A 14,600-nucleotide genomic window follows, 5' to 3' on the forward strand; every position below is an offset into this window, starting at 1 on the left:
AGGCTCAGTCGGCCGAACCGGCGTCTTGGTGCGTTCTTGCCCACCGGGCCAGGGCGCGGGGTGCCTCACGCCCCCTTGGCCCGGTAGCGGCGCATCTTCGCACGGGCTCCGCACACCTGCATCGAGCACCAGCGGCCCCGTCCGGCCGGGCTGCGGTCGTAGTAGGCCCAGTGGCAGTCGGCGGCCTCGCAGGCCTTGAGCCGGGTCCAGGTGCCGGCGACCAGGGCCTCGGCGACGGCAGCGGCCACGCGGGCGTGGAGGGAGTGGCCGTCGGCGGGGGCCAGGGCGGCCGAGCCGTCCCTCGCGTCGACCATGACGACCAAGGGGGACGCGGCCAGGAGGTCGCCGAGCGGAGGCACCTCGCGGTGCGGCGGGTGACCGGCGTGGGCGAGCAGGGTCGCGCGCAGCGACTCGCGCAGCGTGCGGGCCTGCTCGGCCTCCTCCCCCGTGATCCGGAAACGGGCCCGGCCCTCCGCCGTGTCCAGCGCGTCGGCGCCCGACTCGATGTCCAGCGTGTTCACCAAGGCCTCGACCAGGGCCAGGCCGCCGGGCGCGGGCGATCTCTCCGTCATGGCTGGACCGTACCTCTCGGTTTTCCCCTTGCGAGGTTACCGCCGATGGGCCAGCATGGAGTAACGGTTACCGGTTACCCGGACTGTGTGGGTAACAGCGACTTCGAGGAGGAAGTCATGGCTCTCGCCAAGCTGGGTGTCGTCGTCCTGGACTGTCCCGACCCGCGCGCACTGGCCGGCTTCTACGCCGAGGTGCTCGGCGGCACTCCCACGGTGGAGGCCGACGGCTCGGGCGAGTGGGTGGACCTGAAGGTGCCGGGCGGACCGGCGCTGGCCTTCCAGGAGTCCCCGGGGTACGTACCGCCGACGTGGCCGTCGCCCGACGGCTCGCAGCAGTTCCATCTCGACCTGGACGTGGACGACTTGGACGCGGCCGAGAAGGGCGTGCTGGCGCTCGGCGCGAAGCCGCTGGACGCCGAGGACCGGACGCGGACCTTCCGGGTTTACGCCGATCCGGCCGGGCACCCGTTCTGTCTCTGCGCCGGCTGACTCCGGGAGGCCCCATGCCTGCTGTGGCACGTTTCCGTACCGTCGTCGTCGACTGCCCCGAACCGCGCGAGCTGGCCCGTTTCTACGCGCAGGTTGGGGGCGGCACTCCCGAGGACGACGACCCCGACTGGGTGGTGCTGCGGTTCCCCGACGGGCCGCGGCTCGCCTTCCAGCGCTCGCCCGGGTACACCCCGCCGGAGTGGCCCCGGGCCGACCGCAACGCCCAGCAGCTCCACTTGGACTTCGACGGCGGCTCGACCTGGGAGGAGATCGACGCGGCCGAGGAGCGGGTGCTGGCGCTGGGCGCGCGGGTGCTGGACCGGGAGGACTACGAGAAGAAGGACTTCCGGGTGTACGCCGACCCGGCGGGGCATCCGTTCTGCCTGTGCCGGATCGAGCACCCCGCCTGAGTCACCTGCCCGTCACCCGTCCAGCTCGGAAATGGTCGCCGTCGACGGCTTGCGCCGCTGCTGGGCGGCGCGGGCGGTGAAGTCGGCGCCGCGCAGCACCCGCTGGACGTTGCTCCAGGTCAGAAGTGCCACGTCGGCCTCATCCCAGCCGCGCCGCAGCAGCTCCGCGATCAGCCGCGGATAGCAGGAGGTGTCGCCGAGCTCCTGCGGATGGGCCGAGCCCGAGTCGTACGTGCCGGACAGCCCGACGCACTGCGCACCGGCCACGGCCCGGATGTGGTCGAGATGGTCGGCCACGTCCCGGACGGTCGGACCGGTCTGCTCGGCGGTCAGCGGCACCAGGCACAGCCCCTTGGCCGCGCCCAGCTCCGCCAGCAGGTCGTCGGGGAGGTTGACCGGGTGGGGTCGGAGGGCACGGGCGGCGGAGCGGCTGCACAACACGGGCGCCCGGGAGAGGCTCAGCACACGGCGGACGGTCGGAGCGGAGGCCCCGGAGAGGTCCACGATCACGCCGAGCCGGTTCATCTCGCGCACGACCTCCTCGCCGAACCGCGTCAGCCCCGCGTCGCTCGCCCAGGACACCCCGGTCAGCGTCAGCGCGCGCAGACCGAGGATGTGCAGCTGGCGCAGGATGCCCAGCGAGTCGCCCACGGCCGCGGCCCCGGCGGGCCCGAGGAGCACGGCGACGCGGCCGCAGTTGCGGGCGTCCGCGACCTGCCCTGCCGTACAGGCCGGCCGCAGCCCCTCGTCGCAGGTCCGGGCGACGCCCTTGGCCAGGTCCAGCTGTTCCAGGGTGGCGCCGACCGCCCGGTCGCCGTCCAGGCCCTCGGGCAGGTGCAGCGACCAGAACAGCGCACCCACATGCCCGCGACGCAGGCGGGGCACGTCCGTGTCGACCGTGGTCTCGCCCTCCTCCAGGTCGTAAGAGGACAGGCGCTTGAGCGCCCAGGGCAGTCCGTTGTAGCCGTCGGCGACGGGATAGGCGGCGAGGATGGCGTGGGCCCGGGTCATCGGCGCGTCGTCCGGGTCGGAGACGGGCTCGTAGGGCTCCGCCGCCATGACGGCCTCGTCGGGGTACGGCTCGGCCAGGTCGTCGAACTCACCGGCCGCGGCGGTGGGGCACAGGTCGTCCTTGAGGTCTGCCATGGCGGCTCCGTACGTCGTTCGTGAGATACGGTCACCGTCGCACGGAGCGCGGGAGGGTTCCTGGTGGGCGGCGCGTTCGGAGTACGGTCCCGGCCTCGTGCGGCCACGCTCTCAGGGCAGCCGAGCCGCCTCGATCACCTCGTCCAGGGTGTCCCGGGAGCGGACCAGGTCGGCGATCATCCGGTCGATGCGGGCCCGCTCGGCCGTGAGCTCGGCGACCAGGTTGGGCGTCGCGCGGACCGAGGGCCCGCCGTCCGTGTCCCGCATGCACGGCAGCAGCTGGAGGATCTTCTCGCTGCACAGTCCCGCCGCGAACAGCTCCTGGATCCGGACGACCCGGTCCACGGCCGCCTCCGGGTACTCCCGGTGCCCGCCGGGCGTCCGCTCGGCCGTGAGCATCCCCCGCTTCTCGTAGTAGCGCAGCGAGCGCTCACTCACGTTGGTGCGCCGGGCCAGTTCACCGATCCGCACGTCCCACTCCCGGACTTGATTCTGACATCGGTGTCAGGTTCTAGCGTACGGGCATGACGCAGCACACGACAGCACTCTTCGAACCGGCTCGTCTCCCCGGGCTGGACCTGCCCAACCGTCTGGTGATGGCGCCTTTGACCCGCAACCGGGCCCAGGCCGACGGCACCCCGACCCCGCTCATGGCCACGTACTACGCCCAGCGTGCCGCCGCCGGGCTGATCATCGCCGAGGCCGCGACGCCGAACGCGGTCGGGCAGACGTACCCGAACATCACCGCCGTCCACACCCCGGCGCACGTGGCCGGCTGGCGGCGGGTCACGGACGCCGTGCGGGACGCGGGGGGACGGATGTTCCTCCAGCTCCAGCACGGCGGACGGGTCGGCCACCCCGCGACCAGCGGGCTGACGCCGGTCGCGCCCTCGCCCGTCCCGCTCCCCGAGACGGTCTTCACGCCGGAGGGTCACCAGCCGGCCCCGGTACCGCGGGAGATGACCGCCGAGGACATCCGCACCACGATCGCCGACTTCGCGAAGGCCGCCCGCAACGCGCTGGACGCCGGGTTCGAGGGTGTGGAGGTGCACTCCGCCAACGGCCATCTGCTGCACCAGTTCCTCGCCCGCAACACGAACCACCGTACGGATGGCTACGGCGGCCCGGTCGCCGCCCGGATCCGGTTCACGGCCGAGGTGACCGAGGCCGTCGCCGCCGAGGTCGGAGCCGATCGGGTGGGGCTCAGGGTCTCCCCCGGCAACACCGTCAACGGCATCGAGGAGGGCGAGACGGAGGAGATCTACCCGGCGCTCGTCGAGCGGCTCGGCGGGCTGGGGCTCGCGTATCTGCACCTCGGGTACGCCGATCCGGACACGCCGGTGTTCCGGAAGGTGCGCGCCGGCTGGCCCGGGGTGATCGTCGCCAACCCGGTGCTGAAGGAAATCTCCACGGGCGGTGCACTCCGGGCGTCCGGGGCGCTGCTGGCCGCCGGGGCCGACCTGATCGCCCTGGGCCGGTCCTTCCTCGCCAACCCCGACCTGGTGACGCGGCTGCGGCTCGGGGCGCCGCTGAACGAGATGCGCGACCGGTACTTCATGTACGTGGGCGGGGCGACCGGCTACACCGACTACCCCACCCTCGACGCTCAGCCGGCGAGCGGGTCGAGCGACGCGATCGTCGCGTTGGACGGCGACCGCGTGGCCTGAAGCCCCCGTGCCACGTCCTCCGCCGCGTCCAGCACCCGTACCGCGTTCTTCCAGGTCAGCTTGGTCAGGTCGGCCTTCGACCAGCCGCGGTCCAGCAGCTCCGCGATCAGGTTGGGGTAGCCGGAGACGTCGTCCAGGCCGTCGGGGGTGAAGGCCGTGCCGTCGTAGTCGCCGCCGATGCCGAGGTGGTCGACGCCGGCCACCTCGCGCATGTGGTCCAGGTGGTCGGCGACCGTCGCCACCGTCGCGACCGGGCGCGGGTGCCGTTCCTCGAAGGCGCGGTGGACCTTCATGGCCTCCGCGGTGGTGTCGAGGTGGTGGAAGCCGTGGGCGCGCATGTTCTCGTCGGCCGCGGCGGTCCAGTCGACGGCGGCCTGGAGCACGAACTTCGGCACGAACGTCACCATCGCCATGCCGCCGTTGGCGGGCAGCCGCTCCAGGACGTCGTCCGGGATGTTGCGCGGGTGGTCGCAGACGGCCCGGGCGGAGGAGTGGGAGAAGATCACCGGGGCGGAGCTCGCGTCGAACGCGTCGCGCATGGTCGTCGCCGCCACATGGGAGAGGTCGACGAGCATGCCGAGCCGGTTCATCTCCCGCACGACCTCCCGGCCGAACGCGGTGAGGCCGCCTGCCCGCGGCTCGTCGGTCGCCGAGTCCGCCCAGTCCACGTTGTCGTTGTGGGTGAGGGTCAGATAGCGCACGCCGAGCCCGTACAGACCGCGCAGGGTGCCCAGGGAGTTGGCGATGGAGTGGCCGCCCTCGGCACCCATGAGGGAGGCGATCCGGCCCTCCCGGCGCGCGGCCTCCATGTCGGCGGCCGTCAGCGCGGGCCGCAGGTCCTCCGGGTGGCGGTCGATCAACTGCCGTACGCAGTCGATCTGTTCGAGGGTGGCCGCGACCGGGTCGGGCGCGTCCGTGCGGACGTACACCGACCAGTACTGCGCACCGACCCCGCCCGCGCGCAGCCGCGGGATGTCGGTGTGCAGGTGGGCGCTCTGGTCGGCGGCGACATCGCGGGCGTCGAGGTCGTAGCGGACCTGCTCGCGCAGCGCCCAGGGCAGGTCGTTGTGCCCGTCGGCGACGGAGAACTCGGCGAGGAGCGCGCGGGCGTCGTCGAGGGACGTCATGGGATCACTTCCCGAAGCCGAAGCCGCCGTTTGCGCCCTCGACCTTGGCACGCAGGCGTTTGCCCTTCTCGGTCGCCTGGTCGTTCAGCTCCTGCTGGAACTCGCGCATGCGGGCGCGGAGTTCCCCGTCGTGCGCGGCGAGGATACGCGCCGCCAGCAGACCGGCGTTGCGGGCACCGGCGACGGAGACGGTGGCGACGGGGACACCGGCCGGCATCTGCACGATCGACAGGAGGCTGTCCATGCCGTCGAGGTACTTCAGCGGCACGGGCACGCCGATGACCGGCAGCGGTGTCACGGAGGCGAGCATGCCGGGCAGGTGGGCGGCGCCGCCGGCCCCGGCGATGATCACCTTGAGCCCGCGCTCGTCGGCCTGCTCGCCGTACGCGACCATCTCGCGCGGCATGCGGTGCGCGGAGACGACGTCGACCTCGTAGGCGATCTCGAACTCGTCGAGGGCCTTGGCGGCGGCCTCCATGACGGGCCAGTCGCTGTCCGACCCCATGACGATGCCAACAACAGGGCTCATTCGGTGATGGTGCCTCTCAGGTAGCCGGCTGCGTGACGGGCGCGCTCCAGCACGTCGTCCAGGTCGTCGCCGTAGGTGTTGACGTGGCCGACCTTGCGGCCGGGCTTCACGTCCTTGCCGTACATGTGGATCTTGAGCTGGGGGTCGCGGGCCATGCAGTGCAGGTACGCGGAGTACATGTCCGGGTAGTCGCCGCCGAGGACGTTGACCATGACGGTCCACTTGACGCGCGGGCGCGGGTCGCCGAGGGGCAGGTCCAGGACCGCCCGGACGTGATTGGCGAACTGGCTGGTGACGGCGCCGTCCATGGACCAGTGGCCCGAGTTGTGCGGGCGCATGGCGAGTTCGTTGACGAGGATGCGGCCGTCGCGGGTCTGGAACAGCTCGACGGCGAGGTGGCCGACGACGCCGAGTTCCTTGGCGATGTTCAGCGCCATCTCCTCGGCCCTGAGGGCGAGGGCGTCGTCGAGGTCGGGCGCCGGGGCGATGACCGTGTCGCAGACGCCGTTGACCTGGCGGGACTCCACGACCGGGTAGGCGACGGCCTGGCCGTGCGGGGAGCGTACGACGTTGGCGGCGAGCTCGCGGACGAAGTCGACCTTCTCCTCGGCGAGCACGGGGACACCGGCCTTGAACGGGTCGGCGGCCTCCTCGACGGAGTCGACGACCCACACGCCCTTGCCGTCGTAACCGCCGCGGACGGTCTTGAGCACGACAGGGAAGCCGTCGCCCTCCGCGGCGAAGGCCGCCACGTCCTGCGGATCGGAGACGATCCTGTGCCTCGGGCAGGGCACACCGATCGCGTCGAGCTTCGCGCGCATCACGCCCTTGTCCTGGGCGTGCACGAGCGCGTCGGGGCCGGGGCGCACGGGGATGCCGTCCGCCTCCAGGGCCCTGAGGTGCTCGGTGGGTACGTGCTCGTGATCGAAGGTGATCACATCGCACCCTCGGGCGAACTCGCGCAGCGTGTCGAGGTCGCGATGGTCGCCGACGACGACATCGCCCACGACCTGCGCAGCCGAGTCCTGCGGGGTGTCACTGAGGAGCTTGAACCTGATGCCCAGCGGGATGCCTGCCTCGTGTGTCATACGAGCGAGCTGGCCCCCGCCGACCATGCCGACTACCGGGAATGTCACGCCCCCAGGGTATCGGCCGCGCCGGGGTGGCCGGTTTCCTGCCCCACCCCGCCCCTGCCCGGACCATCTCCGGCCGTCCACCGGCGTCCGCAGGAAGATCGCGCTGGAGGGTGGTTAGCATGGCTGGGTTGACGCCAACCACGGACGGGGTCCTGCATGACCATGGGACATGGTGCCTCGCGGCTCCGACGGCTCGTTCACGAAGTCGCCAAGTTCGGCGCGGTGGGCGGTGCCGGGGTACTGGTCAACCTCCTCGTGTTCAACCTGGTACGGCATGTCACCGACCTCCAGGTGGTGCGCGCGAGCGTCATCGCGACCGTCGTCGCGATCGTCTTCAACTACGTCGGCTTCCGCTACTTCACCTACCGCGACCGTGACAAGACCCGCCGTACGCGGGAGATGTCCCTGTTCCTGCTGTTCAGCGCGGTCGGGCTGGTCATCGAGAACGGCGTCCTGTACGCGGCCACGTACGGCTTCGGCTGGGACACCCCGCTCCAGAACAACATCTTCAAGTTCCTCGGCATCGGCATCGCCACGCTGTTCCGCTTCTGGTCGTACCGCAGCTGGGTGTTCCGCGCCCTTCCCACCCGTGAGGCGGTGGCGGACGCGGAATCGATCCTGAAGAGCGAACGGGCCAGGCGGTCGCGGGCCGGGCAGCGGGTGCCGTAGGCCCGTCGTGAGCCGCGTCAGCGGATCATCGGCTCGTCCTCGCCGCCGTGGGACTTCCGGACGGGTGTGCGGGACAGGAACAGGGCGAACACCGGGGGCTTGGTCTGGAGCATCTCCAGGCGGCCGCCGTCCGCTTCCGCCAGGTCACGGGCCACGGCCAGGCCGATGCCCGTGGAGTTGCGTCCGCTGATCGCCCGCTCGAAGATGCGTGCGCCGAGGTCGGCGGGGACCCCGGGGCCCTCGTCCGTGACCTCGATGACGGCCTGGTTGCCGATGACGCGGGTGCGCAGCGCCACCGTGCCGCCGCCGTGCATCAGGGAGTTCTCGATCAGCGCGGCCAGCACCTGCGCGACCGCTCCCGGTGTGCCCACGGCCTCGAGATGCCGCTTGCCGGAGCTGACGATCGCCCGGCCGGCACTGCGGTAGGCGGGGCGCCACTCGGCGAGCTGCTGCTGGATGACCTCGTCGAGGTCGAAGGTGACGGCGGAGCCGGTGCGCGGATCACGCGAGTTGGTCAGCAGCCGCTCCACGACGTCCGTGAGGCGCTCGACCTGCGTCAGCGCGATCGTCGCCTCCTCCTTCACCGTGTCCGGGTCGTCGGTGAGGGTGATCTCCTCCAGCCGCATGGACAACGCCGTCAGCGGCGTCCGCAGCTGGTGGGAGGCGTCCGCGGCCAGCCGCCGCTCGGCGGTCAGCATGCGCGCGATGCGCTCGGCCGAGCCGTCCAGCACGTCCGCCACCCGGTCCAGCTCGGGCACGCCGTACCGCTTGTGCCGGGGGCGCGGATCGCCCGAGCCGAGCCGCTCGGCCGTCTCCGCGAGGTCGGTCAGCGGCGACGCGAGCCGGTTCGCCTGGCGGACCGCCAGCAGGACCGCGGCCACCACCGCCAGCAGCGCGACCAGCCCGATGATCAGCAGGGTGCGGCCGACCTCCCGGGTCACCGTGGAGCGCGGCTCCTGGACCGTGACCGTCTCGCCCTCCTCGCCGGGCGCGGTCGCGGTGATCACGTCACCGGATGGCTTGGAGCCGACCTCGATGGGCGCCTCCCCGGGGATCCGGATCACCGCGTAGTAACGGTCCTGCGTGACCTGGTCGCGCAGCACCTCCGCGTCGACCTGCTGCGCCCCGAAGAGCCGGCTGTCGACGATGCTGGCCAGCCGGACCGCCTCGGACTCCACCCGCTCCTGGGCGCTGTTGCTGATCGTCCTGGTCTCGACGATGACGAGGGAGACGCCGAAGACGGCGATCACGACGAGCACCACGGCGAGCGTGGACTGGATCAGTCGGCGGCGCATGTCCTGTTACCCGTGCTTACCCGTGCCTGCCCGCGGCTCAGCTTTTTTCGAAGCGGAAGCCCACACCGCGGACCGTGGCGATGTAGCGAGGGTTGGCCGCGTCGTCGCCGAGCTTCTTGCGCAGCCAGGAGATGTGCATGTCGAGGGTCTTGGTCGACGACCACCAAGTGGTGTCCCAGACCTCGCGCATGAGCTGGTCGCGGGTGACGACCCGGCCGGCGTCGCGCACGAGCACCCGCAGCAGGTCGAACTCCTTTGCGGTGAGCTGGAGCTCCTCCTCGCCCATCCAGGCGCGGTGCGACTCGACGTCGATCCGCACGCCGTGGGTGGCGGGCGGCTGCGGCGGCTCGGCGGCGCCGCGGCGCAGCAGGGCGCGGACGCGGGCGAGCAGTTCGGCGAGCCGGAACGGCTTGGTGACGTAGTCGTCGGCGCCCGCGTCGAGCCCCACGACGGTGTCCACCTCGTCGGCGCGCGCGGTCAGGATGAGGATCGGAATGCTGTGGCCTTCGCCACGCAGGCGGCGGGCCACCTCCAGGCCGTCCATGCCGGGCAGACCCAGGTCGAGCACGACCAGGTCGACGCCGCCCTGTATTCCGGCGTCGAGCGCGGTGGGTCCGTCCTCACGCACCTCGACCTCGTAGCCCTCCCGGCGCAGAGCACGGGCCAGCGGCTCCGAGATGGACGCGTCGTCCTCGGCGAGCAGTACACGGGTCATGAGGTGATGGTAGACCTGCAAGGCCCTGAGCTGGGGTGTGACCGGAAGCCTGGATTCTTACCCGTGACATACCCGTTTCTTACGTTCTACGGGTACGCGAACAAACCTCTGCCTGTGGGGTGCAATCCTGGTAAGGACCTTGGAAATGGGGCTTACAGTTCCCCCGACACCTGTGATCCGTGTCTCAAGTCCTTCCATATGCGGCTGTGTCCTGCCGTATGGTGAATCAACGCCTGTAGCACCACGGCGACCTTCGGAGGCTGTTTGCCCCTGGAGGTCTCTTTTGTGTGCGGGCTGGTTTACGCCGGCCCCCCACCTGAAACGACTGTGGCCGGGCCTCGTCGTGCGGATACGCGCGTAGAGGCGTGGATCCCGGTGGCGACCGCCCACCGCTCCTGACCCCGGAGCGGACCCCCGTAGGCGTCGGACGGACGGCCGTACGCACCGGTGCCGGCAGCCCCCACCGGGCGCACCACCGCTGCCGCGGAGCGCGTCCCGACCAGCAAGGAACGACCATGGCGTCCAGCCTGACGAAGGACTCGGCCCACCCGGGCACCCCCGGCTCCGAGAAGACCTTCTTCGGCCACCCCCGCGGACTGGCCACTCTGTTCATGACCGAGATGTGGGAGCGGTTCAGCTTCTACGGCATGCGGGCCCTGCTCGTCGTGTACCTGCTCTCCGGCGGGCCCGACGCCAAGAAGGGCAGCATGGGCGGCGGGCTCGGCATGGACCTCGCCACCACCACGGCGATCTACTCGGTCTACCTGTCGATGGTGTACCTGCTCGCCATGCCCGGCGGCTGGCTCGGTGACCGGATCTGGGGTCCGCGCAAGACGGTGACGATCGCGGCCGTCACGATCATGTCGGGTCACCTGGTGCTGGCCCTGCCCGGCGGGCAGGCGCCCTTCTTCGCCGGTCTGGCGCTGGTGGCACTGGGCTCCGGCCTGCTCAAGGCCAACATCTCCACCATGGTCGGCCACCTCTACGACGGCCCGGACGACCCGCGCCGCGACGGCGGCTTCACGATCTTCTACATGGGCATCAACATGGGTGCCTTCTTCGCGCCGCTGATCATCGGCACGGTCGGCCAGCAGGTGAGCTGGCACCTCGGCTTCGGCCTGGCCGCGGTCGGCATGGGCATCGGCCTCGTGGCCTTCCTCGTCGGCACCCGGAACCTGAGCCCGCAGAGCAACGTCGTGCCCAAGCCGCTGGCGGCCGAGGAGCGCGTGTCCTGGCTGCGCAAGGGTCTGCTCTGGCTGGCCGTCGCGGCGGTCTTCTACGGCGTCGTCGGCTACACCGGCCACTTCACCCTCAACTGGGCGATGATCCCGCTCACGGTGATCGGCCTGATCATCCCGGCCGGTGTGCTGATCCGCATCAAGCGGGACAAGGAGCTCAGCGCGGTCGAGCAGTCGAAGATGACCGGCTACATCTGGTTCTTCGTCGCGGCCGCCGTGTTCTGGATGATCTACGACCAGGGCGGTTCCACGGTCCAGGCGTTCGGTGAGACGAAGGCCTCCGGCTCGCTGCTCGGCTTCGATTTCCCGTCGTCCTGGTACCAGTCGCTGAACCCGGTGTTCATCATGGCCCTGGCCCCGGTCTTCGCCTGGTTCTGGCTGTGGCTGAACCGCAAGGGCAAGGAGCCGAGCACGGTCGCCAAGTTCGCCGCGGCGCTGTTCTTCATCGGTGTCTCGTTCTTCTTCTTCCTGCTGCCGCTGGGCATGGCCGACGGCGACACGCTGGTCAGCCCGATGTGGCTGGTGGGCATCTACCTGATCCAGACCGTCGGTGAGCTGTGCCTCTCCCCGGTCGGGCTGTCGGTGACGACGAAGATGGCCCCGGCGAAGTACGCCAGCCAGATGATGGGTGTCTGGTTCCTCGCGGTCACGGCGGGCGACTCGGTGACGGGTCTGCTCTCCAACCCGGCCATCGGCGGCGTCGACCTGAGCGGCACCGGCGCGGTCGCGGCGGAGGCGGTCCTCGCCGCCCTGGCGGGTATCGCGGTGTACATGTACCGCAGGAAGGTCAAGGCGCTGATGGGCGACGTCCACTGATCCGCCCCACCGGACCCTGACGCAAGGGCCGCCGCACCTCGAAGGTGCGGCGGCCTTCTCCTGTCCTCATCTCACGTCCTTGCCTCGTCTCACGTCCTTGTCGATCCCGGCGGTTCGGCGTCCGGGGCGACCCATGGCAGGGCCGGGGGCCGACGTGCGGCGGGCAGGCGCAGGCGGCGGGGCGGGCGGGCCGCATGGACGGGCCGGCGGGGGCGGGCGTGGTCGACGACGGCCAGGCCGGCACGGAACAGCGCCGCCGGGACGACCAGGCAGACGAGGACCCAGAACAGGGTCACGCCCCACGGGCGGCCCACGCCCCAGGGGTGTTCGGCGAGGACCTTGCCGCCGTACTTCAGGGACACGGTGTAGTCGCCGTGCGCCCCGGCCGCGAGCTCCACGGGGAGTTCGATGCGCGCCTTGCCGCCCGGCCGGATCGTGCCGCGCCAGCGCTGGTCCTGCCACTGCGGGGCGAACACGCCGTGGGAGGTGCCGACCTGGAAAACGGGGTCCTTCACAGGGGACGTCCCGACGTTCCCGACGGTGACCACGAGCGTCCGGGCGGGCGGGGAGCCGAACCAGGTCAACAGCCCGCCGGAGCCACGCAGCCGGGTGTCCGCGAGCGGGGACAGCCGCCCGCCGGCCCGGTCAGCGGGCAGCGGCTCGACCGCGTGCCCGGCGACCTGGAGGACCGCGTCGGCCTCGGCCCTGGCCCCGGTCACCGTCGCCACGTGCACCACGCAGGGGCACGGCACGGGCGGTTCCACGACGGGCAGTTCGCGGCGGAAGCGGCCCTCGGCGTCGGTGGTGACGGCCCGGCCGTCGGCGTTGGCGCAGGAGTCGGTGCCGCCGGTCACGCCCCGGGACGGCTCGGCCTGCCCGCAGACCAGCAGCGTCAGCAGGGCACGCGGCCGCCAGCCGCCGCCGGTGACGGTGACCGAACCGCCCGTCCCGGCCTGGGCTTTGGACAGCTCGACGACGGGCCGGTCCGCCGCCCCGGCGGGCCCGGCGCCCGCCAGGCCCAGCAGGAGCACCAGCAGGAGGGGCAGTGACAGGTACGGAACACGGGCGGCGTACGGCATCGGCGGCTCCAGCGGTCGTACGGGCGTGCGCTCAGTGGCGTACCGGGGCCTGTCGCGAAAGCGGCGTCATCGCCCGAAGGGCGGCCGCGCGACGTGCGGCGAGAGGGCGTGCCGGGCGTCGGACGGCACGCGGGACTTCGCGGCCCCCCTAGGCCCTCTGGTGACGTCGTGTCAGCCACAGGGCGCCCGCCGCGCCGGCGAGCAGGACCGTCCCGCCGAGGGTGCCGAGGGCGACGGCCGAGTCCTCCGGGCCGGTCTGCGGGAGCTCGGCGCCGGAGCCGGATCCCGAGCCGCCGCCCTGGGTGGAGCCGGTGGCACCGCCGCCGCTCGGGGCCGTGACGTCGAGGGCCAGGGACGGGCCCGGGTCGTTCGTCGGCGTGCACGTGGTCGTCGTGCCGAGCGCCTTGATGGTGAGCACGCCGGCAGTGAAGGTGACCTCGCCGCTCTTCTTCGGTGTGTACGTACCGCTCAGGTCGTTGATCTTGATCGGCGTGTTGGCCGGTATCGCGGCGTCGTTGGCGGGGCCGGTCACCGTGACGGTGCCGCTGTCCGCGCCGCCCAGGGCGATGGTGGCGCTCGGGGTCATCGCGCCCTTGCCCAGCTCGACCGGGCTGGAGGAGACGCCCTTCTGCCAGGACATGGTGATCCGGTAGCCGTTGCCGCTCTTGACGCCCTTGATGTCGATGGGTGAGACGGCGCTCTTGTCGCCGATCGGCGTCTTGCACTGGTAATTGACGTCGACGACATCGGCCCGGGCCGTGGGGGCTGCCATCAACACCGCCGAGCCGGCCAGGGCCGCGGCGGACGCGAGCGCGGCGGTTCGATTCCGGTACGACACGGTGCCGCTCCCCTTCCTGTTCCTGACGGAGTATCAGATCGGGCCGTCAAGGTACGCCCGGGGCGTTGAGGAAGGAAGACACAGTGCGCGCCGGATCCGTGGCGATCCGGCGTGTGGTGAGTGACGGACGGGGGGATGCTCGGCGGAGGTTCCGTGGGGGCGGCGCGGCAGTCGCCGGCGGACCGCCCGCTCGCCGTTCACCCGGATGGCCGCTCGAGGAGTGCCCGGAGCCCGCGCCCGGAGGGTCGTCCGGGGAACACGCGCCGAGCGCGCTAGCAACGCCCCCGGATCAGGCAGGCGCTCCCAGTTCGGCCCACACCGTCTTGCCGGCGACTCCCGGCGTGCGGACGACACCCCAGTCCAGGCACAGCCGCTGGACGATGAACATGCCGTGACCGCCCGGGCGGCCGGCCCGGTGCGGAGTGCGGGGTGAGGGCTGGCCGGTGCCCCGGTCGGCGACCTCTATGCGGATCACCTTGTTGTCACAGGTGATCCACAGCTGGTCCGGCCCCTCGGCGTGCAGGCAGGCGTTGGTGACCAGTTCGGAGACGACGAGCAGCACGTCCTCGGCGGCGGCCCGCTGGTCCGCGGAGGCGGCCGGCAGCCAGCCCCAGGCGTACAGCGCCTGGCGGGCGAAGTCCCGGGCGAGCGGGACGACACCGCTCGCCCCCTCGAAGCTCAGCCGACGCACCTGCCGGCCCCCCGGCGGTCCCGCGGCTCCGGACGGCGCGACCACGCCCTCGCCGGACGCGCCGTCCGCCGGTACGCCACCCTCGGACGCCCCGGAAGCGCCGCTGGGCTCCGGCCCGCGGTCGCCCGGCGAATAGGGCCGGGTGGTGCTCATCAGCGCTTCACCTCACCGATTCACCAGTTC

16 protein-coding genes are annotated in these 14,600 nt (G+C 71.8%); 5 read left to right on the forward strand and 11 right to left on the reverse strand.

Annotated features, from left to right (window positions below; genetic code table 11):
* Positions 1–65: 65 nt before the first annotated feature.
* Positions 66–572: a CGNR zinc finger domain-containing protein gene (locus tag V8690_RS16570; RefSeq protein ID WP_338779665.1), complete on the reverse strand. Its 507-nt coding sequence runs from the start codon at positions 570–572 to the stop codon at positions 66–68.
* A 117-nt stretch (positions 573–689) separates the two neighbouring features.
* On the opposite strand from V8690_RS16570, the gene V8690_RS16575 reads away from it, so the two are divergent.
* Together V8690_RS16575 and V8690_RS16580 are read left to right on the forward strand one after the other, a co-directional pair.
* Entirely contained in the window at positions 690–1,061 is a 372-nt protein-coding gene (locus V8690_RS16575; RefSeq protein WP_338779666.1) for a VOC family protein, read from the forward strand.
* Between the two features lie 14 nt (positions 1,062–1,075).
* On the forward strand, positions 1,076–1,471 hold the full coding sequence (locus V8690_RS16580; protein ID WP_338779667.1) for a VOC family protein: 396 nt from the start codon (positions 1,076–1,078) through the stop codon (positions 1,469–1,471).
* Between the two features lie 12 nt (positions 1,472–1,483).
* Here the strand turns inward: V8690_RS16580 and V8690_RS16585 are convergent, their stop codons facing one another.
* A complete protein-coding gene (locus V8690_RS16585; protein WP_338779668.1) occupies positions 1,484–2,617 on the reverse strand; it encodes a dipeptidase in 1,134 nt (377 codons plus the stop codon).
* A gap of 111 nt (positions 2,618–2,728) precedes the next feature.
* The gene (locus tag V8690_RS16590; protein WP_338779669.1) at positions 2,729–3,088 is read right to left on the reverse strand and encodes a MerR family transcriptional regulator; all 360 of its coding nucleotides are present in this window, start codon (positions 3,086–3,088) and stop codon (positions 2,729–2,731) included.
* A 53-nt stretch (positions 3,089–3,141) separates the two neighbouring features.
* Here V8690_RS16590 and V8690_RS16595 point away from each other — a divergent pair, with 53 nt between their 5' ends.
* A complete protein-coding gene (locus V8690_RS16595; RefSeq protein WP_338779670.1) occupies positions 3,142–4,284 on the forward strand; it encodes an alkene reductase in 1,143 nt (380 codons plus the stop codon).
* On the opposite strand, the gene V8690_RS16600 is transcribed toward V8690_RS16595, so the two are convergent.
* The 3 genes from V8690_RS16600 to V8690_RS16610 are packed head-to-tail and all read right to left on the reverse strand — an operon-like array spanning position 4,224 to position 7,076.
* Positions 4,224–5,411: a dipeptidase gene (locus V8690_RS16600; protein ID WP_338779671.1), complete on the reverse strand. Its 1,188-nt coding sequence runs from the start codon at positions 5,409–5,411 to the stop codon at positions 4,224–4,226. The two genes, V8690_RS16595 and V8690_RS16600, sit on opposite strands and share 61 nt — an antisense overlap.
* Before the next feature lie 4 nt (positions 5,412–5,415).
* Positions 5,416–5,940, reverse strand: coding sequence for a 5-(carboxyamino)imidazole ribonucleotide mutase (gene purE / locus V8690_RS16605; protein ID WP_338779672.1), 525 nt, complete (start codon positions 5,938–5,940; stop codon positions 5,416–5,418).
* Positions 5,937–7,076, reverse strand: a complete 1,140-nt coding sequence (locus V8690_RS16610) for a 5-(carboxyamino)imidazole ribonucleotide synthase (protein WP_338779673.1) — start codon at positions 7,074–7,076, stop codon at positions 5,937–5,939. The genes purE and V8690_RS16610 overlap by 4 nt, the downstream gene beginning before the upstream one ends.
* A gap of 162 nt (positions 7,077–7,238) precedes the next feature.
* Between V8690_RS16610 and V8690_RS16615 the strand changes: the two genes are divergently transcribed.
* Complete coding sequence (locus V8690_RS16615) at positions 7,239–7,745, forward strand: GtrA family protein (protein ID WP_338785377.1); 507 nt, start codon at positions 7,239–7,241, stop codon at positions 7,743–7,745.
* 17 nt (positions 7,746–7,762) lie between these two features.
* Here V8690_RS16615 and V8690_RS16620 read toward each other — a convergent pair whose 3' ends face one another.
* Positions 7,763–9,040 carry an ATP-binding protein gene (locus V8690_RS16620; protein ID WP_338779674.1) on the reverse strand — a complete coding sequence of 426 codons (1,278 nt, stop codon included), beginning with the start codon at positions 9,038–9,040 and terminating at the stop codon, positions 7,763–7,765.
* Positions 9,041–9,077: 37 nt separating this feature from the next.
* A complete protein-coding gene (locus tag V8690_RS16625) occupies positions 9,078–9,755 on the reverse strand; it encodes a response regulator transcription factor (protein ID WP_338779675.1) in 678 nt (225 codons plus the stop codon).
* A gap of 515 nt (positions 9,756–10,270) precedes the next feature.
* On the opposite strand from V8690_RS16625, the gene V8690_RS16630 reads away from it, so the two are divergent.
* Positions 10,271–11,809 (forward strand): oligopeptide:H+ symporter, encoded by a 1,539-nt coding sequence (locus V8690_RS16630; protein WP_338779676.1) that lies wholly within the window; start codon positions 10,271–10,273, stop codon positions 11,807–11,809.
* A gap of 89 nt (positions 11,810–11,898) precedes the next feature.
* On the opposite strand, the gene V8690_RS16635 is transcribed toward V8690_RS16630, so the two are convergent.
* From V8690_RS16635 to V8690_RS16645, 3 genes are all read right to left on the reverse strand, one after another.
* Positions 11,899–12,888 carry a hypothetical protein gene (locus V8690_RS16635; protein ID WP_338779677.1) on the reverse strand — a complete coding sequence of 330 codons (990 nt, stop codon included), beginning with the start codon at positions 12,886–12,888 and terminating at the stop codon, positions 11,899–11,901.
* Positions 12,889–13,036: 148 nt separating this feature from the next.
* Positions 13,037–13,726: an LPXTG cell wall anchor domain-containing protein gene (locus tag V8690_RS16640; protein WP_338779678.1), complete on the reverse strand. Its 690-nt coding sequence runs from the start codon at positions 13,724–13,726 to the stop codon at positions 13,037–13,039.
* A gap of 289 nt (positions 13,727–14,015) precedes the next feature.
* Positions 14,016–14,570, reverse strand: a complete 555-nt coding sequence (locus tag V8690_RS16645; protein ID WP_338779679.1) for an ATP-binding protein — start codon at positions 14,568–14,570, stop codon at positions 14,016–14,018.
* Between the last annotated feature and the right edge of the window lie 30 nt (positions 14,571–14,600).

It is taken from the genome of Streptomyces sp. DG1A-41, from assembly GCF_037055355.1.
GTDB lineage: Bacteria > Actinomycetota > Actinomycetes > Streptomycetales > Streptomycetaceae > Streptomyces.